Origin of the sequence: Nocardia sp. NPDC058480 (genome assembly GCF_042720495.1) — a bacterium.
Taxonomy (GTDB): domain Bacteria; phylum Actinomycetota; class Actinomycetes; order Mycobacteriales; family Mycobacteriaceae; genus Nocardia.
The window spans coordinates 437,812-460,009 of record NZ_JBHXMN010000004.1; the positions used below are offsets into that span (position 1 = coordinate 437,812).

The following is a 22,198-nucleotide window of genomic DNA, read 5'->3' on the forward strand; positions in this document are numbered from 1 at the left end:
ATCGGGCTGGGGCTGTGGTCTGGTCCGGTCATCGCGTCGGTGCCGGGGGTGGATCGGGCAATGGCGGGCCGGCAAAGGTGAGCGGTAGCGACAGTGGTCCGATCGGCGTCGACACCGTCTGCCGGGTGGGGCTCTCGCCGGGCGGCGGAATGCCAGGTATCGCGGTGCCGGGCGGGCGGGGCGCGTTGGCGGCGCCGCGGATCAGCACCGAGGGGTCGGTATTCGGGCAGTACGTGTACACGTACGGCTCGGGGAAATCGGGCAGCGACGGCGCTCTGCGAGGCAGGTCGTAGTCGCAGGAATAGCGGGGGTACAGGTTCACCAGGCCCCAGACACCGCCGTCGTGGAAGGCGACCGCGATCGCGTCCAGGGTGGAACCGCCGCGCTCGGTCGGGAAGAAGAACTCCTGGAACGCGGGCACCCGGGCGCCGGTGACATCGGCGACCACCGCGAGATTGTCGAGGAGATGCCCGCCGGTGCCCACGTTCTGCGCGAGGACCGCGTCCAACGCGCGCAACGTTCCCGGCGCCGCGTCCAGCAGTGCCACGTAGCCACCGGATTTCGCGCTCGCCCCGGTCAGCACCTGGTTCAGGTCGGTGGCGAATTCGCCGAGTCCCGGGGTGAGATCGCGCACGGTCCCGAGCACCTGCCTGCTGTCGCGGATCAGGCCGACGGTCTGCGGCAGCACCGAGTCCAGGGTGGAGATCAGGAAGACGCCACCGTCGATGAGGTCGGACAGCTTCTGCGCACCCTGTGGCCCGACCCCGAACTCGTCGACGATGGCCGCCAGTTGTGCCGGATCCACCTGCGCCAGTGTGGAATCCAGCTGTCCGAGGGTCTGCCACAGTGGCGTCGGTGTGCTGGTCCGTTCCACCGCCACCTCCGCGCCGTCGGACAGGAAGGGACCGTCGTCGCGGGTGGGCCGGAAGTCCAGGTACTGCTCGCCGGCCAGCGACAGGCTCGCCACCCGCACCTCACCGTCGGCGGGGACGGCGGTCCCCGCGTCGATCACCGCGACCGCGACGAGCCCGCGCTCGGTGAGCGTGACCGACTCCACGGTGCCGATCGGTACCCCACGCAGCGCGACGGTGCGACCGGCCAACAGCCCACCGGAATCGGCGAGGTGGACTCGCACGCGGTAGGTCGCGGCGGCCGGATTCACGCCCAGTGCGCCGAAAGCCAAGTAGCCGATGCCGATCACCAGGATCAGCACCAGTGACAGGACCGAAGCCGTCGCACGCCGCGCCCGGACCGCCCGCACCGTCGCGACCATGACACGGGCCACCGTCTCCCCCGCGCTCATCGGCCCGCTCCGGTGATGCGGCCCTGCAGGCGCAGCAGGGTGTAGGTGAGCGTGCCGATGAAGTTCGTCCAGTCCCGCGCGTCTGGCAGCCTGCTCTCCGGATCACCGGGATGGTTGACATCGGGCAGCATGCCCAGCGCCAGGTCCTGGAAGTCGGCGTCGGTGCTGGCCGCGGTGCTGGTGGTGACTGCGATCACCGGGCCGAGTAGCGAATTCATCGCCGCCACACTGGCATTCGGGTTGGTCGCCGCGGTGTTGAGTTGCTCGGCGATGCGGTTGATGTCGGCGATCATGCCGGTGGTCTCGGTACCGTCGAGACCGGGGAACTTCGCGAGCTGTCGCGAGAGGCGGTCGACCTCGCCTACCAGCGAGAGCGCCTGGGTGGAGTTGGCGCGCAGGGTGGTCAGCGCGGGCCCGGCCGAGGTGAGGACATCGTCGATGGTGCCGGTCTGCTCGTTGAGAGTGCGTGCGAGCCGGTCGACCTCGGACAGGGTGGCGCGGATGTCGTCGGAGCGGGCAGCGAGCGCCTGGACCACATTGGTCGATTGCGCGATCAGCTCGGCCATCCGGTCACCGCGATCGCCGACGGCGCGGCCGAGCCCGTTGACGATGGTCGTGAGATTGCGAATGGCGCCGCCGTTCACCAGCAGCGAGGCCGTGGTGAGCAGTTCTTCGACGGTGGCAGCGGCGGAGGTGTGCTCGCGGGCGATGCGGTCGCCGTCTGCCAGCGCCGGGGTGTCCGCCGTGGCGTCGACGGGTGCGGTCAGCGCGACGAACACATCGCCCAGCGGGGTGGCGGTTCGCAGTTCGGCGGTGGTCCCCAGCGGCAGCCGCACATCGGGACGGATGCTCAGCGTCACCACGGCGGTGTAGTCGCGCACCGCCATCTCGGTCACCTCGCCGATCTCGGCGCCCGAGAGCCGGACCTTCGCCTTCGCGGGCAGGTTCAGCGCGTTCGCGAAATCGGCTCGGACGGTGTAGTTCTCGCTACCGCCGCCGGGTGCGGGCAGCGGCAGGTCGCCGAGCCCGACAGCACAGCCGGTGCCCGAACACAGGGCCGCGAGCGCGAGCGCCGCGATACGGGAGCCACGCGGGGGCGTCATCGGGGCATCCTCGACATCGCCTCGAGCATGTCGGTGATCCCGAAGTCGGGGCCGAAGTCCTGCAATGTCCCGGTCGCGCACCCCAATTGGCGCAGTCCGAGGATATTGCAGACCTCCTTGACCAGCTGACCGTCGAAGAAGACCTTGTCCAGCAGCGCGTGCACGCGCACCCCGCGGTACTCGAAATCGACGGCTCCGTAGGCGTTGTTGAGCAACAGCGGCGTCACATCGATGAACTCGGCGAGCTGACCGCGATAGTCGGCCAGCGCCTTGGTCACCGTGGCGGTGTTGGCCACCGTCGTCTGCAGGACACCGGCGTTCTCGGCGAGCAAGGTGTCGGTCCGGCGCAGGATCTCGACGAGCTGGGCGCCGGTGCCGCCGGTGCCGATCCCGAGATCGGCGACGACGTCGCCGAGTTGCCCGGTGGCGGTACCGAATTCGTGGATGGTCTGCTCGTTGGCGGCGGCGGCACGCATCAGGGCGGCGAGCTGGTCAACCAGGTGGGTGAGGGTCTCGCGGGTGGCGTCGCCGCCGTCCTCGCCGAGCTTCACCGCCGCCGCGAGCTGATCGAGGGTGTCGCGCAGTTGCGGGCCGCTGCCGGTGGCGATCGCCGAGGACGCGCTGAGCAGCCGCGCGACCGGCCCGTCGCCCGGCCGTTCGCCTTCGAGCTCACCGGCCATCCGGTCGGCGGCGCCGAGCAGCCGGTCGAACTCCATCGGGGTGCGGGTGCGGTCCAGGCCGAGGCGCGCGCCGTCGGCCAGGGTGGGTCCGCCCCGGTAGGCCGGGGTGAGTTCGACGTGCCGGTCGGTGAGCACCGACGTCGACAGGGTCACCGCCCTGACATCGGCGGGTATCTCGACATCGCGGTCCACCGCCAGGGTGACCTCCACGTGCGACCCACGCGGCTGCACGGCGGTCACCTCTCCTACCGACATCCCGAGTACCGCTACCGCGTTGCCTACGTAGAGCCCGGCGGCGTTGTCGAACAGGGCGGTCACCGTGGTCCGGCGTTCGCCCTGGATCGGGCTGTCGGCGAATCCGGCCGCCGCGCCGATCGCCAGCACGACAGCGGCGCCGAGCAGTGCACGTGCGGCTCTCATCGGCAGTCCTCGAAGTAGGGGGGAAGATTGACCATCTGCGCGCGCCCACCCAGCGCGCACATCCACGAATCGATGAGCGGTCCGGCCGGTGCGGTGAAGTCGACCTCGTTGCCGGTGCCGGAGGCGTTGGCGAAGTTGCGGATCGGGATGGGCAGGATCTCGAGGGTGTTGCGCAGCAGTTCGTCGTTGCGGGCGAGACTGCCGAGCAGGCCGTCGAGTCCGGCCAGCAGGCTGTCCACCGCCGGGCGGTCCTCGACCACCAGCGCGCGTACCTGATCGGCGAGGTCGCGGGTGGCGTTCATCAAGCCGACCACCGCGTCACGGCGGGCGACGATCTCGGTGAGCAGGTCACGGCCCTGGACCATCACGGCGGCCAGGTCGGCCTGCTGGCGGTTGATCACGGCGGTGAGGTCTGCGGTGCTCGTCAGCAGCGCGCTCATCTCCCCGCGCCGATCGCCGACCACGGCGGCCAGCGTGCGCAGGTTGGCCAGCATGGCGGGCAGGACCGACGGCACGCCGTCCAGCTGAGTGGCCAGCGCGGTCAGCGAGTCGCCGATCCGGGCGGCGTCGATCTGGTCGAAGGTGACGGTGGCGTTGTCCAACGCGATCTGCAGATCGTAGGGAACTTCGGTGTGCTCCAAGGTGATCCGCCGATCCGGCAGCGCACCCTCCCCCGCAGGCCGCAGTTCCACGTAGCGGGCACCGAGCAGGGTGGTGAGCTTGACCGCCGCCCCGGTCGCGGCGCCCAGCGGCACCGAGGAGTCGATGTCGAGTTCGACCACAACCCGGTCGCCGGCCAGCCGGGTGCCGCCGACGGTGCCGACCGAGACACCCGCGACGGTCACCGCGTCACCGCTGCTGATGCCCGCGGCCTGGGCGAACTCCGCCTCGTAGCGCGTGGTGCCGACGCCGAGCGCGTGCACGCCGACCGCGCCGAGGGTCACCGCGACCAGGACCGCGACCGCACCCACTCCGAGCACCACCTTGCGGTGCTCCTCGATCGGTCGTCCGGCCAGCCGGATCCATTGTCGGACAGTTTCTTTCATGGTCGCCTCACCTACAGATCGGTGAATACTCGGGTTGCCCGCTCGGCGTGGCGAGACCGACCACCGTCGGTACCAGCGCCACGAGCGAGGGCAGCAGGGTGATGTTGAAGTTGCACAGGTAGGTGCTCAGATACGAGCCCTCCTGGCTGACCCGCGCCAGGCCCTTCATCAGCGCGGGCAGATTGAAGCCGAGGTAGGCGAAGTTCTCCTTGTTCTCCTCGAAGTGCCGGGTGAAACCGGGCTCGCGGTAGAGCATCGCGTTCAGATCCGGTTCCATGTCCTCGAGCAGCCCGGCCATCCGGCCGGTGACCAGCGCCGCCGAATCCAGCGTGCCCAGCAGTTCGTCACGGTGTTCGGCCAGGCCGCCGATGATCGCCCGCGACTGGCTGATCAGCCCGCTCACCTCGCCGCTGCGGTGCGCGAGGTCGCCGACCACCCGGCTCAGATTGGTGATCACCGCACCGAGCACCTGATCGGGGCCCGCCAGCGACTCCGCCAGCGACGACACCTGTTCGACCAGCAGCACGAGCGAGGTCTGATCGCCCTGCAGGGCTTTGATCAGCGCGCCGGTGACGTTGTCCACCTGCGCGGGATCGAGCCCACCGAACAACGGCTCGAATCCGTTGAGCAGACCGGAGATGTCGAAGGACGGCTCGGTGTGTGCCAGCGGGATCTCGGTCCCCGCCGCCAGCGGCCGCGCGTCGCCGAACTCGGCGAGCGCGAGGCCGAGATAGCGCTGGCCGATGACGTTCTGGTAGGTGATCGAGGCCTTGGTGTTGCCGTAGAGCACCTGGTCCTCGGCCACCCGGAACCGCACGCGGGCCTGCACACCGGCCAGTTCGATGCCGTCGACCCGACCGACCCTCACCCCGGCCATCCGCACGTCGTCGCCGACCCGCAGGCCGCTGACGTCGCCGAAAACCGCGGAATACGGCTTGGTGTCGCCGTTGATGCCGCGATCGAGGGTCACATACGTCACCCAGATCAGCGCCATCGCGACCGTCACGAACAGGCTCACCCCGATGAGCGGCTTGCGGTAACTCATCGCGGGACTCCCATCGGTAGCGGACCGTCGGCCAGTAACGGCGCCAGCAGGGCTTCGGCACCGTTGTGGGTGCCACCCAGCGCCTGCTCGATCAATGTCTTGATCTCCGACGGCAATTCGCCGGCGAGCTCGGGCGGGGTCGGATACGTCCGCGGGTCCATGACCGGGGGTACCTCCTCGATCGGCACCGAGGTGGGCGCGGTCGCGCAACTCGGACCGGCCAGTTCCCCGTAGCGCGGGCAATCGGCCCGGGTGTACGGGGTGTGCGGGGTGAGGCGGAACTGGAATTTGCCACGGCCACGCGGACTGTCGGCGTTCCAGAACTCGGCGTACCACAGGTCCGAGAGCTTGCGGATACTCACCACGATCTGACTGAACGACGGCGAGCCCGCCGCGAAAACGTCCAGCACCGGGCCCATCTGGTGCACGATCCCGGTGAGCTGGTCGGTGCGGCGATCCAGGGTCGCACCGACGGTACCGAGCGTGGTCCCGCTCGCGGTGAGCAGGCCGGCCAGCTCGTCGTGCTGTTCGGCGAAGGTGCGCATCGGCACGACGGCCTGGTGCAGCGCGTCGAGCAGTTCGGGTGCGGCGGCGCTGAGCCCACGGACCGAATCGGCCAGCATGGTCAGCGTGGGCGGGCCACCGTCGGGGGTGAGCAGCGCATCGAATTCCTTGGTGATGCGGTCGAGCCGGGCACCGGCGCCGACCAGATCGCCACCACGCCGGTCGGTCGCCTCGGCCACGGCGGCCAGCACACCGATCGTGTCGGCGTTGCCGATGCGCGCGGTGGCGGCGATGATCTCGCGCAGCTTGGTCAGCGCGGTCTGCAACTGCACGGTGGAAAGACTGGTGTCCTGATGGATCTCGCTGTGCGCGGTGAGCGCGGGGCCGGGGCCGTTGTCGACGAGCTGGACCGAGGAGACGGCGAAGACGTTGCTCGGCACCACCCGTGCCGTCACGGTACGCGGAACACCCTGGGCCGCAACAGGGTCCAGCAGCAGCCGGACCCGGTTGGCCGTGCCGCCGTTCGCCGGGGTCACCCCGTCGACGATGCCGACCAGCATCCCGCGGAACTTCACATCCGAACGGGCGGGCAGGCCGTCGCCGAGCTGCTCCAGTACGGCGGTAACCTCGACCTTCTCGTCGAAACGCCCGGTCGACTTCATCAGCAGCACGGTGACCAACGCCGTGACCGCCACCAGCACCACGACCCCGCGCAGCAGCAGCAGCCAGCCCGCCGGGCCGCGTCCGTCTTTCTCGAAGAGCACCGACACGCGCTCACCCACCCAGCCGTGCACTGGCGCCGATGCCCCAGATCGCCACCGTGAGCAGCAGATTGACAATGATCATCAACGAGATCGCCGCGCGCATCGCGCGTCCGGCGGCGATGCCGACGCCCTGTGGTCCGCCCGCGGCGTAGTAGCCGTAGTAGCACTGCACGGTCGAGGTGATGATCACGAAGACGACGGCCTTCCCCAGGGAGTACGCGATGTCGGGACCGTTGAGCACGAGCTGGAAATAGTGCTCGTAGGTGCCCGCCGAGAGCCCGCCCGACATCCCGACGACGACCTGCACGGCCAGGTAGTTGGCGGCCAGGCAGACCAGATACAGCGGCACGATCGCCACCATCGACGCCAGCAGCCGGGTGCTCACCAGGTAGGGCACCGACCGGATGGCCATCGACTCCATCGCGTCGATCTCCTCGGCGATGCCCATCGCGCCCAGCTGGGCGGTGAACCGGCAGCCCGCCTGCGCCGCGAAGGCCAGCGAGGCCATGATCGGCGCGAGCTCTCTGGTCGAGGCCGTGGAGGCGATCAAGCCGATGGTCGGTTCCATCCCGAGCAAGTGCAGGGCGTTGTAGCCCTCCAGCCCGACGATCGCCCCGCCCGCCGCACCGAGCACGATGATCACCCCGGCGGTACCGCCGCCCACCACGATCGAGCCGTTGCCCCAGGTGATGTCGGACAGGATGCGCAGGAACTCGGTCCGGTAGTGCCGCAGCATCACCGGAATGGAGAACAACGCGCGCAGCAGGAAGGTGAGCATGTGCCCTAGCCGCATGACCGAGATGCCCGCTTGCCGCGACAGCCGCGCGATGGTGCGGGTACCCAGCGGGCGATACGGTGTCGCCATCACAGACCCTGCCGCGGGAACAGGATCATGAACAGCTGTGTGAACACGACATTCACCAGCATCAGCAGCAGAATCGAGGAGACCACCGTCGAGTTGACGGAGTTGGCGACCCCGGCCGGACCGCCTTCGGTGTGCAGCCCTTTCTCACAGGCCACCACCGCGACGATCATCCCGTAGACCACCGCCTTGACCAGCGTCAGCCACAGGTCGCCGACGGTGGCGAACGAGGCGAAGGTAGCGACGAAACTGCCCGGCGCGCCGTTCTGGGCGAAGACATTGAACAGGTAGCCGGCCAGGAAGCCGACGAAGCACACGACCCCGGTGAGCGAGACGCCGACCAGCACCGCCGCGGCGACCCGGGGAACCACCAGGCGCCGCACGACCGAGACGCCCATGACCTCCATCGCGTCGAGTTCGTCGCGGATCTTGCGCGAGCCCAGGTCGGCGCAGATCGCCGACCCCACCGCCGAGGCCATCAACAGCGCGGCCACCATCGGCGCGCCCTGACGGATCACCGCGAGCCCACTGGCCGCACCGGCCAGCGAGGTCGCGCCCACCTGACCAGCGAGCAGACCGAACTGGATGGACAGCGTCACCCCGATCGGGAGTGAGACGAAGATGGTGGGCAGCACCGCCGCCGAGGACATGAACGCCGACTGCCGGACGAACTCGCCGAAGGCGAAACGACCGGTAACGATGTCGACGACGAGGTACTGCACGGCATAAACACCGAGCACGAACTGCCCGCCGACGGTCTCCAGCGCGGCCACCGGGTGCCGCCGCAGATAGCCACGCCACCAGGCGGAGATCTCCCGGGTAGCCGGCTTCGTCTGCGAGAGACGGGCCTCGCCCTGCGGGCTGTCCCGGACCGCAGCTTCGCGGGGGATCGTCATAGGTGATCTTTCGGGTTGCTCCCGGAAATGAACTTCTCCATCGTGAGCTACGTCTCGCGCTCACGTCAAGAGTCAAACAACCCATTTGAGAGAATTACATTCTCCTAGACCGCCATCGAAGCACGCCGGCGCACAAAAGGGCGTGGCGCCGGACGAAGACATGACGGTGCCGACGCCATCCATATGACGTCGGCGATCGACTACCCCAGAGGAACGAGGTCGCGCATCTCCCCGCGGAACGAGGGCGGCAGCAGAGTCCCGGACCGGAAGGATTCCACCGGCGGCACAGTCGCACCGGGCAATCCGGCCGCGGTCAGGGCACAGGACTTGAAGGCCCGGGCGGCAACACTCACCCGATGACACGACACGCCGACCCGCTCTTCCAGTTCAGCGGGCAGATCGTCGCCCCACACGGCGACCTCCGTCAGACCTCGGTCCAGACAGTCGAGCACGCCCTCGCGCACCTGAGGTTCGGCGAGATAGCTACGGACCGAGACGGCGACGGCGGTCGGCCAGAGGTCGTGCCGCGAGACCGACAGCGACTGGCGCAGATCCAGCACAGTGGCACCGAGAATCTGCAGCGGGCCGACATTCTCGGGATCGGCGACCAGCGCGGTCACCTCCCACCCCGCGGCCGCCCGGTCGAACAGCCAGCCACCCGCGTGCCGGACGATGTCGGCGGAATTCGGCCCGACCACGGCCAGCCGGTGCCGTAGGGGGTGCCGGTGCGCGTGTGCGCGCCACCGAATGACCGAATGAACACCCTGACCAGTCGCCATATCTTCGTCCCCGTTTTCGCACGCGAGAAGCCGAAACGGTCCGTTGCGAGTCTCCCCGGTGGGCGCCCGAGCTGGGCTGCGCAGTGTCACCGAACCCGCGGAACGCAACTGCCGAACACACCGTAATTTGATTCTCACCAGCGCGAGGAAGGTTCTCGAAGAACCACATAGTGTGATCTAAATCACATTGACGCAGGAGCCTCGGAAGCGGGTGGCGACCGATGGTGCCGCGTATCCGATCCGCGTACTTGAACGCACTCCCGCAAATATGATTCTCTTTGAATGAGAATCATATGCTCGCCGTGCCGCCCCCTGCTCGGCCCGCCGACGAAGGAGTCGCCGATGCGCACGATCCCACCCGACTTGGCCCGCCGCTACCGCGAACAGGGCTGGTGGACCTCCCAGACACTCGGCGATCTACTGAGCGAAGGACTTCGCGCCGCGCCCGAAACGCCCTTCCGGGTCCATTCCGCCACCCGGCCGTGGTCGGGCACCGTCGCCGAGGTGGAACACCTCGCCCGACGGCTCGCGGCAGGCCTGCACCGGCGCGGGGTCGGCCCGGGCGATGTCGTCGCCTTCCAGCTACCGAACTGGATGGAGGCCGCGGCCGTGTTCTGGGCCTCGGCGTTCCTCGGCGCGACCGTCGTCCCGGTGGTGCACTTCTACGGCCGACGGGAACTGACCCACATCCTCGAGACGGTGCGGCCCGATGTCTTCGTCACCGCCGACCGATTCGGCAGCCTGGAGTTCGCGCCGGAGGTCTATCGCGAGGTGCCCGTCACCGGCGTCGTCGGCCGCGACTTCGAGGAATTGCTCGATGACGCGCCCCTGCCGGGCGTGCTGCCGGTCGATCCGGAGCGCCCCGCGCTGATCGCCTTCACCTCCGGCACCACCCGGGCCCCCAAAGGCGTGGTCCACAGCCATCACACGCTCGGTCACGAGACGCGGCAGCTGGCCGGGATCTACCCCGCCGACCGCGGTGACCAGATCACCGCGGCGCCGGTCGGTCACTTCATCGGCATGGTCAACGCCTTCCTCATCCCGGTCCTTGACCGGGCGCCGATCAACCTGGTCGACGTGTGGGATCCGGCGCGGATTCTCGCGCTGATGACCGGTGAGCGGCTCGCGATCGGCGGCGGCGTGCCGTATTACGTCACCAGCCTGCTCGATCATCCGGACTGGACCGAGGCGCACCTGCCGTACCTGCGCTATGCCGGGCTCGGCGGCGCCGCCGTGCCTGCCGCGCTCACCCGGCGCCTGGACGACGCCGGGATCACCGTCTACCGCTCCTACGGCAGCACCGAACACCCGTCGATCACCGGATCGCGCCACACCGCGCCGACGGACAAGCGGCTCTTCACCGACGGCAACGCCCTGCCCGGCGTGGAGCTCCGCCTGGCCGACGACGGCGAGATCCTCAGCCGCGGACCGGATCTGTGCCTGGGCTACACCGACCCCGACCTCACCGCCGCCGCGTTCGACGCCGACGGCTGGTACCACACCGGCGACATCGGCGTGCTCGACGACGACGGCTATCTCACCATCACCGACCGCAAGTCGGACATGATCATCCGCGGCGGCGAGAACATCAGCGCGCTCGAAGTCGAAGAGGTTCTGCTCGGGCTGCCCGGTGTCGCCGAGGCGATCGCCGTCGCGGTGCCCGATCCCCGGCTCGGCGAGCGGACCGCCGCGGTCCTGCGGCTATTGCCCGGACACGTCGACCCCACCCTCGACCAGCTGCGAACGCACTTCGCCGCGGCCGGGATGGCCAAGCAGAAGTGGCCCGAAGAGGTGCACGTCGTCGCCGATTTCCCACGCACCGCCAGCGGCAAGGTCCAGAAGTTCGTGGTGCGCCGCGATCTGGCCACTCAACACGAGGATATTGCCGTTCAATCCTGAAGAGAATATGATTCTCATAAATCGGTAAGGAGGATCCACATGACGAAGATCGAGCTGCCTTATCAGCTCTTCGACGCGGACAACCATCTCTACGAAACCAAGGAAGCGCTCACCCGGTATCTGCCCAAGCAGTACGAGGGCGCCATCCAGTACGTCGAGATCAACGGCCGCACCAAGATCGCGGTACTCGGCCAGATCAGCGAGTACATCCCGAACCCGACCTTCGATGTGGTCGCGCGCCCCGGCGCCATGGAGGACTACTTCAAGCACGGCAATCCCGAGGGCAAGAGCCGGCGCGAGATCTTCGGCAAGTCGATGAAGGCGATCGACGCCTTCCGCGATCCCGTGGCCCGGCTGCAGGTCATGGACGACCTGCAGCTGCAGCGCGCGCTGATGTTCCCGACACTGGCCAGCCTGGTCGAGGAGCGCATGCGCCACCACCCCGAGCTGATCCACGCGGTGGTCCACTCACTCAACCAGTGGATGCTCGAAGACTGGGGCCAGGACGGCAGTTTCGTGCATTCGGGCCGGATCTTCACCGTTCCGGTGATCACGCTGCCGATCGTCGAGAAGGCGATCGAGGAGCTGAACTGGGCGGTCGTCGAACACGGCGCCAAGGCGATCCTGGTCCGGCCTGCCCCGGTGCCCGGGTTCAAGGGGATGCGCTCGTTCGCGATGCCGGAGTTCGATCCGTTCTGGAAGCGGGTCGTCGAACTCGACGTGCTCGTCACCATGCACTCCTCCGACAGCGGCTACTCCCGCTTCGATGCCGAGTGGGAGGGCAACAGCCTGGAGATGCTGCCGTTCCAGACCAACACCTTCGCGATGACCAATCAGTGGCGGCCGGTCACCGACGCGGTCGCCTCTTGGGTGTGTCACGGTGCGCTGAATCGGTTCCCCGACTTGAAGATCGCGGTCATCGAGAACGGTTCGGCCTGGCTCGAGCCGCTGCTGGGGCAGCTCTCCGATGTCTACAAGAAGGCGCCGGAGGGCTTCGGCTTCCGCGACCCGATCGAGGCCATCAAGCAGAGCCTCTACGTCAGCCCGTTCTGGGAGGAAGACCTGGTGCGGCTCTCCGATGTGATGGGCGCCGATCATGTGCTGTTCGGTTCGGACTGGCCGCATCCGGAGGGGCTGGCCGAGCCCGCCCGCTATATCCACGAGATCAAGGACATGCCCATGGCCAACCAAGCCAAGATCATGGGCGGCAACCTCGCACGGTTGCTGAAGGTATGAGCTGGGAAACCCTCCCGCAGCTGGTGACGAGCGCCGCCGACCGCTTCGGAGACGCCGAAGCGGTCGTCGACGGCGCACTGCGCCTGAGCTTCACCGAACTCGCGGCCCGGGTACGCCGGGCCGCGGGGGCACTCGCGGCCGCGGGTATCGGCAAGGGCGACCGGGTCGCGCTGTGGGCGCCCAACTCCGCGGAGTGGATGATCGCGGCGTTCGGCGTGCTCACCGCGGGCGCCGTGCTGGTGCCGGTGAATACGCGGTTCAAGGCAGGCGAAGCGGCCGATGTCATCCGGCGCAGCGGGGCGAAGGCAGTCCTGGTGGAGCAGGGGTTCCTCGGAACCGACTACACCGGTGTCACCGAGGTGCCGGTGTTCGATCTGAAATCCGGGTTCCTCGATTCGGGCGAGCCGTTCGAATGTGCCGTCGCGGGAACCGATGTCGCCGACATCATCTTCACCTCGGGGACCACCGGACGGCCCAAGGGCGTCACGATGAACCACCGGCAGACCCTGCGGCTCTACGCGGAGTGGTGCGACCTGGCCGATTTACGCCAGGGCGACCGCTATCTGATCGTCAACCCGTTCTTCCACACCTTCGGCTACAAGGCGGGACTGGTGGCCGCGCTCATCCGCGGCGCGACCGTCCTGCCGGTGCCGGTCTTCGATGTCGAGACCGTCCTGGACTTGGTGGAACGCGAACGGGTGACGATGCTGCCCGGACCGCCCACCCTGTATCACGCACTGCTGGAAGCGAAAGGCTCCCGCGATCTGTCCTCGCTGCGCGCGGCGGTGACCGGTGCCGCCGACATCCCGGTGGAGCTCATCCGCCGGATCGCCCAGGAGTTGCCGTTCCGGTCCATCATGACCGGCTACGGCCTCACCGAAGCGGGCACGGCCACCGCCTCCCGGCCCGGTGACAGCTTCGAGCAGATCGCGACCACCGTCGGGCAACCCTGCGACGGGGTCGAGGTCAGGATCGCCGAGGACAGCGAGGTCCTCGTGCGCGGATACTCGGTCATGCTGGGCTATCTCGACGATCCCGACGCGACGGCCGCGACCATCGATCCGGACGGGTGGCTGCACACCGGCGATCTCGGCGAGCTCGACATCGACGGCAGGCTACGCATCGTCGGACGGAAGAAGGACATGTTCATCGTCGGCGGATTCAACGCCTACCCCGCGGAGATCGAAGGCTTCCTGCTCGAACATCCCGCGGTCACCCAGGCCGCGGTGGTCGGGGTACCCGACGAGCGTCTCGGCCAGGTGGGCCGGGCGTACGTGGTGGCGAAGGCCGAGGTCACCGAGGATGAACTCATCGCCTGGAGCCGCGACCGGATGGCGGGCTACAAGGTGCCGCGTTCGGTGCGATTCCTGGATGCCTTGCCGCTCAACGCGACCGGGAAGGTGATGAAGGACCAGCTGACCTGACCGCCTCCGCGAGACCACCGACTTCGGCCGCGAGCACACCGCCCACCGGAACTGTCAGGGTGCACATCCCGGTCCGACACGCTCTTCAACAAGAAGCTCACCCCGCTGCGCGCCGCCGCCCGGTGAGCCCCGCCATGACCGACGCAATTCATCACGGTCGGTCATGGCGGGCGCGGCACTGCTGACACAGGATCTCGCCGCCGCTGCCGGATTCAGTGCTGACAGAGCCATTCGGTGCCGTAGTGGTCGGCGTTGCCGCCCTCGAGATGGACCCAACGGCCGTCGCCTTCGCAGGGAGCGCCCTCGACTCGCTCGGCGGCGGGCTGGGTGGTGGTGGCGGGCGGGACCGTGGTGGTGGGCTCGACTGGCGGGACGGTGCCGTCGGGGCCCGCCCCGTGGTTGGGGTTGGTGCACACAGTGCCCTCACAGGGCACCCAGGTGCCGTCGCCGTTGGGGCTCGGGATGGCGTTCGGGCCGATGTAGGAGCCCGCCGGGCATCCAGGATCCTGGTTCTTGGCACAGTATTCAGAGGACAGATTGTTGCCGGTGGAGCCGTCGGCGCCACGCCCGCCGGTGGTGGGCTGCACGGGCGCCGTCGTCGAGCCCGCGGGGGCGGTCGTCGAGGTCGTCGTCGCCGGCGTGCTGGTGCTGCTCGTCGCCGGCGCCGGGTCCGAATCGTTCGAACATGCCCCAAGACCGCAAATCATGGCCGCACCCGCGACCGCGATCAGTAAACGCTTCATCTGGTCATACCTTTCGAAGCAGACGTGGAGTTTCCACTACTGCGAGGGTTAGCGCTGCGTTCGCTGGCGCAGCGTATTGTCCGCGACCGGCATCGCACGCTTCGGTCGCGGACAGCAGGGAGTCACGGGCAGACAGCCGCCTGGATGGAATCGGCCAGTGGAAGCAGCGGGCTCGACGTGCCGCCGGTGACCTCGATCAGCACTACCAGCGGCCAAGAGACCAGGGAGCACTGCGGCGAGGGCGGCGCAGGCGTAGCCCCTGCGGCTCCAGCGCCGGTGAGCACGGCTCCCGCGGTCAGAGTGCCGGCGACTGCGACGGTAGCGAGACATTTGCGCATTTCGATTCCCAACTGTCATCGGATGAACGAGCTCACCGTACTGGACAACTCTTGGCAAACTACCGGAATGCGGACAGCGCGTGTTTCCCTCGTCAACCGAGCCGGCATCACGCACCGGCAGCTCGAGCGGCACCGAACCCGCGCCGGACAGATACCGGCGAACGGTCATGCAATCTCCATATGAGAATGCCATTCTTGTCGACCATGTTCCCTATCCGTGCCGCAAAAAGGCCATTACCAACCCTCTGATCCTCCCCACCTTTGAGTCCGACCACCCTTCTTGTGCGGTATGCTTTTCCCGTTGCGAGAATTCCATTCTCGCCAGGTGGGTCGCCTATTTCGATCGTGCGATCCCGGCGCAGCACCTGACAGAGCGAGGAGCCCCGTGAATACCGACGACCTGATACTCGTGAGCATCGACGACCATGTGGTCGAGCCACTCGACATGTTCGACCACCACGTCCCCCGCAAATGGGCCGACTACGCACCCCGGGTGGTCGCCGACGAGAAGGGCATCGACCACTGGATCTACCGGGATCGGCCGACCGGCGTCGCCGGACTCAACGCCGTCGTCACCTGGCCGGCCGAGGAGTGGGGCCGCGACCCGGCCGGTTACGCGGAGATGCGCCCCGCTGTCTACAACGTGCACGATCGCGTGCGCGACATGGACGCCAACGGGGTGCTCACCTCCATGTGTTTCCCCACCTTCACCGGTTTCAGCGCGGGTCATCTGAGCCGCGGCGGCCAGGACGAGATCACCGTCGCGATGATCTCGGCCTACAACGACTGGCACCTCGAGGACTGGGCGGGCGCCTATCCGGGCCGCTTCATCCCGATCGGCATTCTGCCCATGTGGGATCCGCAGCTGGCGGTCGCCGAGATCGAACGCCTCGCCGCCCGCGGCTGCCACTCGGTGACCATGCCCGAGCTGCCGCACATCGACGGTCTGCCCAGCTATCACGACATCGACTACTGGGCGCCGGTGTTCCATGCGCTGCAGGACAACGACACCGTGATGAACCTGCACATCGGCCAGGGCTTCGGCGTGCTGCGCCTTGCCCCGGACGCACCGATCGACAACCTCATGGTGCTGGCGCCGAGCATTTCGCTGATCGCGGCCCAGGATCTGCTGTGGGGACCGGCTTTCCGGCAGTTCCCGAAGCTGAAGGTCGCACTGTCCGAGGGCGGTGTCGGCTGGATCCCGTTCTTCCTGGACCGCTCGGACCGGCACTACACCAACCAGCGCTGGCTGCGCCGCGACTTCGGCGGCAAGATGCCCAGCGACGTCTTCCGCGAGCACGTGCTCGCCTGCTATGTCACCGACCGGACCGCGCTGAAGTTCCGCCACGACATCGGCATCGACAACATCGCGTGGGAATGCGACTACCCGCACTCGGATTCGATCTGGCCCAACGCGCCGGAGTTCGTACTCGAGGAACTCCTGGCCGCGGGTGCCGACGACGACGACATCCACAAGATCACCTGGGAGAACGCCTGCAGGCACTTCAACTGGAATCCGTTCGGGCACATCCCGCGCGAGCGGGCCACCGTGGGCGCGCTGCGCGCCACCGCCACCGACGTGGATGTCTCCACCCGCTCGCGCGCCGACTACGCGGCCGCCTATACCCGCCTGCACGGCTGAGGACGGCCATGACCGCTCGACTGATGGTTTTCGCCACCCCGCACGACGGGATGGACGAGGAGTACAACCGCTGGTACACCGACGTGCACATCCCGGAGATGCTCACCATTCCCGGCGTGGCCTCGTGCGAAAGGCACAAGTTGGCCAGGGGCGGACCGGACGAAGCACGCTACCTGTCGGTGTTCGTGCTCGACGGCGAACCGTCCACTGTGCTCGCCGAACTCGGTGCCCGCGCCGCGGACGGACGGATGACCGTGTCGGCGGCGGCCGACTCCGCCCGCACCCGGCTCACGGTTTGGCACTCCCTCTGACCAGCACGAGAGCCCGGTCCCCGCTGCGGGGACCGGGCTCTCGTGTGTCGCGCCGGACTCAGCGGGCAGGGCCCTCGAGAATCGTCACCGCGGCGACCGCGGTCGGCCCACCCAGGTTGTGCGCCAACCCGAAACGCGCGCCGTCGACCTGGTTCACCGCGCTACCGCGCAATTGCTCGAACAGCTCCACGCACTGGGCGATGCCGGTGGCGCCGGGCGGGTGCCCCTTGGTTTTGAGACCACCGCTGGGATTGACCGGCAGCGCACCACCGACCGAGGTCGCCCCGGTCTCGACGAGCTTGTGGGCCTCGAATTTCTCGGCGAAGCCGAGATCCTCGTAACTCATCAGCTCGATGCCGGTGAAGTAGTCGTGCACCTCGGCCACGTCGATGTCGGCCGGACTGAGACCGGCCATCGTGAACGCGCGACGGGCCGCGCGCAGGGTGGCCGGGAAGGTGGTCAGATCCGGTCTGTGCTGCACCATGATCGAGTCCAGTCCCAGCCCCACCCCGCGCACCCACACCGGCGCGTCGGTGTAGCGGTCGACCACGTCCTCGGCGACGAGCACCAGCGCCGCGGCACCGTCGCTCTGCGGCGCGCAGTCGTAGACGCCGAACGGGTCGGCCACGATCGGTGCCTGCAGCGCCTGCTCCATGGTGATCTCGAAAGGCAAGCGCACCTTGGGATTGCGCGCACCATGCCGGTGGTTCTTCACCGCCACCATGGCCAGGTGCTCGCGGGTGGCCGGCGACTCGTGCAGGTAGCGGCTCACGTGCAGGGCGAAGCCCGCGGGCGCGAACAAGCCCAGCTCGTAGTCCCAGGCGCGATGCCTGGTCATCGATTCCCATTCGCGGAGCATGTCCTTCTCCGCGGTCTCGCGTAGCTTGTCCGCGCCGATCACCAGCGCGACGTCCACCGCACCGGAAGCGATGGCGTACAAGGCATTACGCACCGCGTCGTTGCCGGTGGCGCACGAGTTCTCGATATGGGTCACCGGCAGGTCGGGCAGGCCGAGCGCTTCGGCGAGGATCCCGGACGGGAACCCGTCGGTGGTCCGCAACGCGCCGAACCAGGCGGCCTCGATGTCGCCGATGTGTAGGCCCTTGTCGACGGAGGCGGCGCATTCGGCGAAGGCCATCGGCAGCAGATCGCTCAGGCCGAAGGCGAAGTGTTCGGCGAACGGGGTCATCCCCGCGCCGACGACGGCGACTCTTCTCATACCGTTTCCCTTTCCGGCTCGAACGCGTATCCGTAGTCCGGCACGCCCGAACGTATCGCCACCCGGCGCAACACCATTCGGCCACGCACCCCGATCCCGGCGGTGCCCGCGTCGGCGCCGGTCACCTTCGCCAGTGCGCGCACGCCGATGTCGTCGAGTTCGACGATCACCAGCGTGTACGGGCTCTTCTGGCCGGGCACCGGCATGCGCACGGTGGTGGCGGCGTAGACGGTGCCGGTGCGCGGCAGCGGCACCAGGGTGTAGGTGGTGGCGAGGCTGCCGTCCTCGCCCAGCCGATAGCGCGGGGGGAAGTCCAGTTCGTCGGTGCCCTCGTGCCGGCCCGCCTCCCAGCGCACCTTGGCTTCGAAGGCGCGCTCGTAGGCGGCCAGCGAGAGCGGCAGATCTGTCCCGGGTTCGACGATCCCGTCCAGCGGCGGGCGGGCGGGCGGCTCGAGCCGCCGCAGCGACAGCGGCCCCGGCACCACCGTGACACCGGACAAACTCGCCTGCTCCACCCCCACCAGCAGCCCGGCCGTGTCCCACTCCGCCATCGCGGCCAGCGCGAACAGCGCCGAGGACGCGCCGGTGGTCGGCAGCTGCGGTGGCGTCCCGCACAGCGCGGCCGCCTGTTTGTGCTCCACCCCCGCGACCGCGACCGGAGTGTCGAGCCAGGCCGCCGACAGCGACGCCACCAGACCGCGCTCGCGCAGCAGCCGGGGATCGCCGTAGTCGTGGACACCGTCGGCATGGCGGGTCCGCACCGGCAGACTGCGCGCGACCCGGGCCGTGGTGCGCACCTGCGTACCGTTGCGGTCGGAGATCCACGCGGCGGCCGCACCGGCGGGCTCGAGATCGACGCCGATCACCAACGTGCGCGGCCGGGCCGAACTCAGCGCGTCCAGGGTGGCCGGGGCGCCACCGAGCCGCTCGGTCACCTCGAGCTCGGGGTCGAGACCGAGCCCGGCCAGCAGCACCGCGGTGTTGCTGCTCTCCACCAGTGGCAGATCGCGGCTGACCAGCACTACCCGTTCCACCGGTTCGCCGCCGACGAGCGCGGCCCGGCCTGCCTCCACCGCGAGGGTGACCGCGTCTTCGTCGTCTCCGACGACACGGTGATGCCGGTCCCCCCAACACGGTAGATACGTCCCCATCGACGCAACATGCGGCATGTCGGCTCCTTCCGGACGACTCAGGTGACCGCGCCCGCGGTCTTGAGCGTGATGATGCAATCCCAGTCGAGTCCCAGTTCGAGCAGGATCTCCTCGGTCTGCGCGGCGAACTCCGGCCCGGGCCGCAACTGCGGCGGCGCCACGTCGAACTGCACCGGGCTGGAGACCAGCTCTAGCTCGCCTGCGGGCAGCAGATAGTCGTTCGCCCTGATCTGGGCGTCGGCGAGCAGCTGGACCGAATCCTGTACCGGCGCCCAGGGACCCGCCAGCGTGGCGAACCGTTCGGTCCACTCGGCGAGGGTGCGCGCGCCGATCACCTCGCGCAGGATCGCCACCGCGTCGGCGGTGTGCTCCGCGATCGAGGCAGCATCGGCGAAGCGTGGGTCATCGGCCAGCTCGGGCCGGTCGAGGTGGCGACACACGTCGGCCCAGAACTTGGCGGGCTGCAACATGACGAACGACAGGTAACGATCGTCGGAGGTGGCGTAAAGGCCAGAGAGCGGATTGGTCGGCGCACCGTGGGCACCCGGTCGCGGCGCGCGCATCGGCTGCTGCTGGGAGGCCGACAGCGCGATCGTGTGCCCGAGCGCCCACAGTCCGCTGCCGAGTAGTGACACGTCGACCACCGAGGTCTCGCCGGTGCGTTCGCGTTTGAGCAGCGCGGCGGCGATCCCGCCGGCCAGGTTGGTCCCGGAGATGGTGTCGCCGAAGGCCGGGCCGGGTGGCTGGATCAGCCCTTCGGTGCCCTCCGGGGTGATGGTCGCGGCGATCCCGCCGCGGCACCAGAAGGCGGTCATGTCGTACCCGCCGCGAACGGACTCGGTACCTCGGGGACCGAGCGCACTGCCCCTGGCGTAGACGATGTCCGGGTTGACCGCGCGGATGTCGTCGACGTCGATGCCGAACTTGGTCCGCGCGGACGGCAGGAAGCTGGTGAGGAACACATCGGCGTTCTTCGCCAGTGCCAGGATCACCTCACGACCCTCCGGCACCGACATGTCGACGCCGATACTGCGCTTGCCCCGATTCGCGTGCTCCACATTGGGATTCGGGTCGCCCTCGACGGTGAAGGCGCCCACCCGGCGCAACCCGCGCTGCGGATCGCCACCGCTGGCGTGCTCCACCTTCACCACATCGGCGCCCCAGTCCGACAGCACCGCCCCGGCCGACGGCACGAACCCGTACATCGCGACCTCGAGCACCGTGATGCCCGTCAGCGGCCCGCTCACGCGAGGACTTCCGCGAGGGTCTTGTGCTCGAGGAACTCCTCGAACCCGGCCACGCCCATCTCCCGGCCGATACCGGACTGCTTGTAGCCGCCGAACGGCGCGTCGGGGTGGAAGTAGTTGCCGCCGTTGATGCTGAAGGTGCCGGTGCGTACCCGCCGCGCCACCGCCTTTGCCCGGTCGGCGTCGGCGCTGAAGACCGCGCCGGACAGCCCGTAGATCGAGTTGTTGGCGATGCGGACCGCCTCCTCGTCGTCGGAGTACGGGATCAGCGCCAGCACCGGGCCGAACACCTCCTCCTGGGCGATCTCGCTGTCGGGGTCGACATTCGCCAGCAGGGTCGGTGCGTAGAAGAAGCCGGGATCCAGTTTCTTCCCGCCGGTGACCAGGGTGGCGCCCGCCACGACCGCGCGCTCGACCATCGCGTGCACCTTGTCGCGCTGGGTGGCGCTGATCAGCGGTCCCATATAGGTCGTCGGTTCGTTCGGATCACCATGGCGCACATGGGCGAAGTTGGCCGCGACCAGCTCGGCGACCCGGTCGTGATCGGCGGCGGGCACCAGCAACCGGGTGGTGAGCGCGCAGCCCTGCCCGGCGTGGGTGACGACGCTGAACGCCGCGAACACCGCCGCCTGGGTGTAGTCCGCGTCGTCGAGCAGGATCATCGCCGACTTGCCGCCCAGCTCGAGGAACACCTTCTTGAGGGTGGCGCTCGCGGCCGCCATGATCTGGCGTCCCACCGGCGTCGACCCGGTGAAGGTGACCACGTCCACGTCCGGATGCGTGGTCATCCGCTTGCCCACCTCGATGTCGGAGGACGCGAGGACGTTCACCACGCCGGCCGGGATCTCGGTGTGCTCGGCGATGAGCTCGCCCAGCGCCAGGGTGGTCAGTGGGGTGTCCGGCGCGCCCTTGAGCACCACCGTGCAGCCGGCGGCCAGCGCGGGCGCGAGCTTGGCCAGGGCGAGCTGGTGCGGATAGTTGTAGGCGGCGATCGCGGCGACCACGCCGGCCGCTTCCTTCTCGACCCACCGGTGATGCTGCTGCCCGCGGATCTCGACATTGCCGAGGTCCTCGGTGAAGGCGTAGCTGTCGAGCAGGTCGGTGTAGTAGCGCACGATCTCGAACGGGGTCTCGAGCTGATTGCCCGCGGTCAGTGCGCGCGTCGCGCCGACCTCGGCGATCGTCAGCGCGCGCAGTTCCTCGACGTTGTCGCGCAGCGCGCGGTAGAGCTGGCGCAGGCAGCGCGCACGGAACCGGGGATTGGTCGCCCAGGTGGTCTCGTCGAACGCGCGGCGCGCGGCGGCGACGGCATCGTCCACATCGGCCACCGTCGCTTCGGGCGCGTAGCCGTACACCTCGCCGGTCGCGGGATCGAGCGAAGCGAGCGTCTGCCCGGTTTCGCGCAGCTGCCCGTCGACGAGCAATCGACGTGTCACCGTGCCCGCCACTTCCTGCGTTGACATCCCGCCTCCTAGCTGGGACCCGCGTCCCGTGGAAATCTCATTCTCTCAATCGAGAATGCTACATGCAACAGGCCGGACGGTAGCAGGGATCGGCGACCGAATCGTCGCAATTCGCCGACATCG

At 68.6% G+C, this 22,198-nt stretch carries 20 protein-coding genes; 5 read left to right on the top strand and 15 right to left on the bottom strand.

What is annotated here, in order from left to right:
• Positions 1-28: 28 nt before the first annotated feature.
• The 9 genes from ACFWO8_RS13740 to ACFWO8_RS13780 all read right to left on the bottom strand — a co-directional run bounded on the left by ACFWO8_RS13740 (position 29) and on the right by ACFWO8_RS13780 (position 9,402).
• Positions 29-1,303: an MlaD family protein gene (locus ACFWO8_RS13740; RefSeq protein WP_378949543.1), complete on the bottom strand. Its 1,275-nt coding sequence runs from the start codon at positions 1,301-1,303 to the stop codon at positions 29-31.
• Positions 1,300-2,406 carry an MlaD family protein gene (locus ACFWO8_RS13745; protein ID WP_378949546.1) on the bottom strand — a complete coding sequence of 369 codons (1,107 nt, stop codon included), beginning with the start codon at positions 2,404-2,406 and terminating at the stop codon, positions 1,300-1,302. Before ACFWO8_RS13745 ends, ACFWO8_RS13740 begins: the two co-directional genes overlap by 4 nt.
• Positions 2,403-3,506, bottom strand: a complete 1,104-nt coding sequence (locus ACFWO8_RS13750) for an MCE family protein (protein WP_378949549.1) — start codon at positions 3,504-3,506, stop codon at positions 2,403-2,405. The genes ACFWO8_RS13745 and ACFWO8_RS13750 overlap by 4 nt, the downstream gene beginning before the upstream one ends.
• Positions 3,503-4,552: an MCE family protein gene (locus ACFWO8_RS13755; protein ID WP_378949553.1), complete on the bottom strand. Its 1,050-nt coding sequence runs from the start codon at positions 4,550-4,552 to the stop codon at positions 3,503-3,505. Before ACFWO8_RS13755 ends, ACFWO8_RS13750 begins: the two co-directional genes overlap by 4 nt.
• A gap of 7 nt (positions 4,553-4,559) precedes the next feature.
• The gene (locus ACFWO8_RS13760) at positions 4,560-5,597 is read right to left on the bottom strand and encodes an MlaD family protein (RefSeq protein WP_378949556.1); all 1,038 of its coding nucleotides are present in this window, start codon (positions 5,595-5,597) and stop codon (positions 4,560-4,562) included.
• Positions 5,594-6,871 carry an MlaD family protein gene (locus tag ACFWO8_RS13765; RefSeq protein WP_378949559.1) on the bottom strand — a complete coding sequence of 426 codons (1,278 nt, stop codon included), beginning with the start codon at positions 6,869-6,871 and terminating at the stop codon, positions 5,594-5,596. Before ACFWO8_RS13765 ends, ACFWO8_RS13760 begins: the two co-directional genes overlap by 4 nt.
• A gap of 4 nt (positions 6,872-6,875) precedes the next feature.
• Positions 6,876-7,730: an ABC transporter permease gene (locus ACFWO8_RS13770; RefSeq protein WP_378949562.1), complete on the bottom strand. Its 855-nt coding sequence runs from the start codon at positions 7,728-7,730 to the stop codon at positions 6,876-6,878.
• A complete protein-coding gene (locus ACFWO8_RS13775; protein ID WP_378949566.1) occupies positions 7,730-8,623 on the bottom strand; it encodes an MlaE family ABC transporter permease in 894 nt (297 codons plus the stop codon). Before ACFWO8_RS13775 ends, ACFWO8_RS13770 begins: the two co-directional genes overlap by 1 nt.
• A gap of 200 nt (positions 8,624-8,823) precedes the next feature.
• Complete coding sequence (locus tag ACFWO8_RS13780; protein WP_378949569.1) at positions 8,824-9,402, bottom strand: hypothetical protein; 579 nt, start codon at positions 9,400-9,402, stop codon at positions 8,824-8,826.
• 342 nt (positions 9,403-9,744) lie between these two features.
• Between ACFWO8_RS13780 and ACFWO8_RS13785 the strand changes: the two genes are divergently transcribed.
• Genes ACFWO8_RS13785 through ACFWO8_RS13795 form a run of 3 tightly spaced genes read left to right on the top strand, consistent with a single transcriptional unit; the run spans position 9,745 to position 13,961 of the window.
• Positions 9,745-11,301, top strand: coding sequence for an AMP-binding protein (locus ACFWO8_RS13785; protein ID WP_378949572.1), 1,557 nt, complete (start codon positions 9,745-9,747; stop codon positions 11,299-11,301).
• A gap of 39 nt (positions 11,302-11,340) precedes the next feature.
• A complete protein-coding gene (locus ACFWO8_RS13790) occupies positions 11,341-12,537 on the top strand; it encodes an amidohydrolase family protein (RefSeq protein WP_378949574.1) in 1,197 nt (398 codons plus the stop codon).
• Entirely contained in the window at positions 12,534-13,961 is a 1,428-nt protein-coding gene (locus ACFWO8_RS13795; protein ID WP_378949577.1) for a FadD3 family acyl-CoA ligase, read from the top strand. Before ACFWO8_RS13790 ends, ACFWO8_RS13795 begins: the two co-directional genes overlap by 4 nt.
• Before the next feature lie 212 nt (positions 13,962-14,173).
• On the opposite strand, the gene ACFWO8_RS13800 is transcribed toward ACFWO8_RS13795, so the two are convergent.
• Positions 14,174-14,704: a hypothetical protein gene (locus ACFWO8_RS13800; RefSeq protein ID WP_378949580.1), complete on the bottom strand. Its 531-nt coding sequence runs from the start codon at positions 14,702-14,704 to the stop codon at positions 14,174-14,176.
• 122 nt (positions 14,705-14,826) lie between these two features.
• Entirely contained in the window at positions 14,827-15,042 is a 216-nt protein-coding gene (locus ACFWO8_RS13805) for a hypothetical protein (protein WP_378949583.1), read from the bottom strand.
• Positions 15,043-15,427: 385 nt separating this feature from the next.
• Between ACFWO8_RS13805 and ACFWO8_RS13810 the strand changes: the two genes are divergently transcribed.
• Complete coding sequence (locus ACFWO8_RS13810; protein WP_378928231.1) at positions 15,428-16,684, top strand: amidohydrolase family protein; 1,257 nt, start codon at positions 15,428-15,430, stop codon at positions 16,682-16,684.
• An 8-nt stretch (positions 16,685-16,692) separates the two neighbouring features.
• A complete protein-coding gene (locus tag ACFWO8_RS13815; RefSeq protein WP_378949586.1) occupies positions 16,693-16,995 on the top strand; it encodes a hypothetical protein in 303 nt (100 codons plus the stop codon).
• Positions 16,996-17,053: 58 nt separating this feature from the next.
• Here the strand turns inward: ACFWO8_RS13815 and ACFWO8_RS13820 are convergent, their stop codons facing one another.
• Genes ACFWO8_RS13820 through ACFWO8_RS13835 form a run of 4 tightly spaced genes read right to left on the bottom strand, consistent with a single transcriptional unit; the run spans position 17,054 to position 22,075 of the window.
• Positions 17,054-18,214 carry a thiolase family protein gene (locus ACFWO8_RS13820; protein ID WP_378949591.1) on the bottom strand — a complete coding sequence of 387 codons (1,161 nt, stop codon included), beginning with the start codon at positions 18,212-18,214 and terminating at the stop codon, positions 17,054-17,056.
• Positions 18,211-19,383, bottom strand: coding sequence for an OB-fold domain-containing protein (locus tag ACFWO8_RS13825; protein ID WP_378949594.1), 1,173 nt, complete (start codon positions 19,381-19,383; stop codon positions 18,211-18,213). The genes ACFWO8_RS13820 and ACFWO8_RS13825 overlap by 4 nt, the downstream gene beginning before the upstream one ends.
• Before the next feature lie 20 nt (positions 19,384-19,403).
• Positions 19,404-20,612, bottom strand: a complete 1,209-nt coding sequence (locus ACFWO8_RS13830; protein WP_378949597.1) for a CaiB/BaiF CoA transferase family protein — start codon at positions 20,610-20,612, stop codon at positions 19,404-19,406.
• Positions 20,609-22,075 carry an aldehyde dehydrogenase family protein gene (locus tag ACFWO8_RS13835; RefSeq protein WP_378949600.1) on the bottom strand — a complete coding sequence of 489 codons (1,467 nt, stop codon included), beginning with the start codon at positions 22,073-22,075 and terminating at the stop codon, positions 20,609-20,611. The genes ACFWO8_RS13830 and ACFWO8_RS13835 overlap by 4 nt, the downstream gene beginning before the upstream one ends.
• Positions 22,076-22,198: the final 123 nt, after the last annotated feature.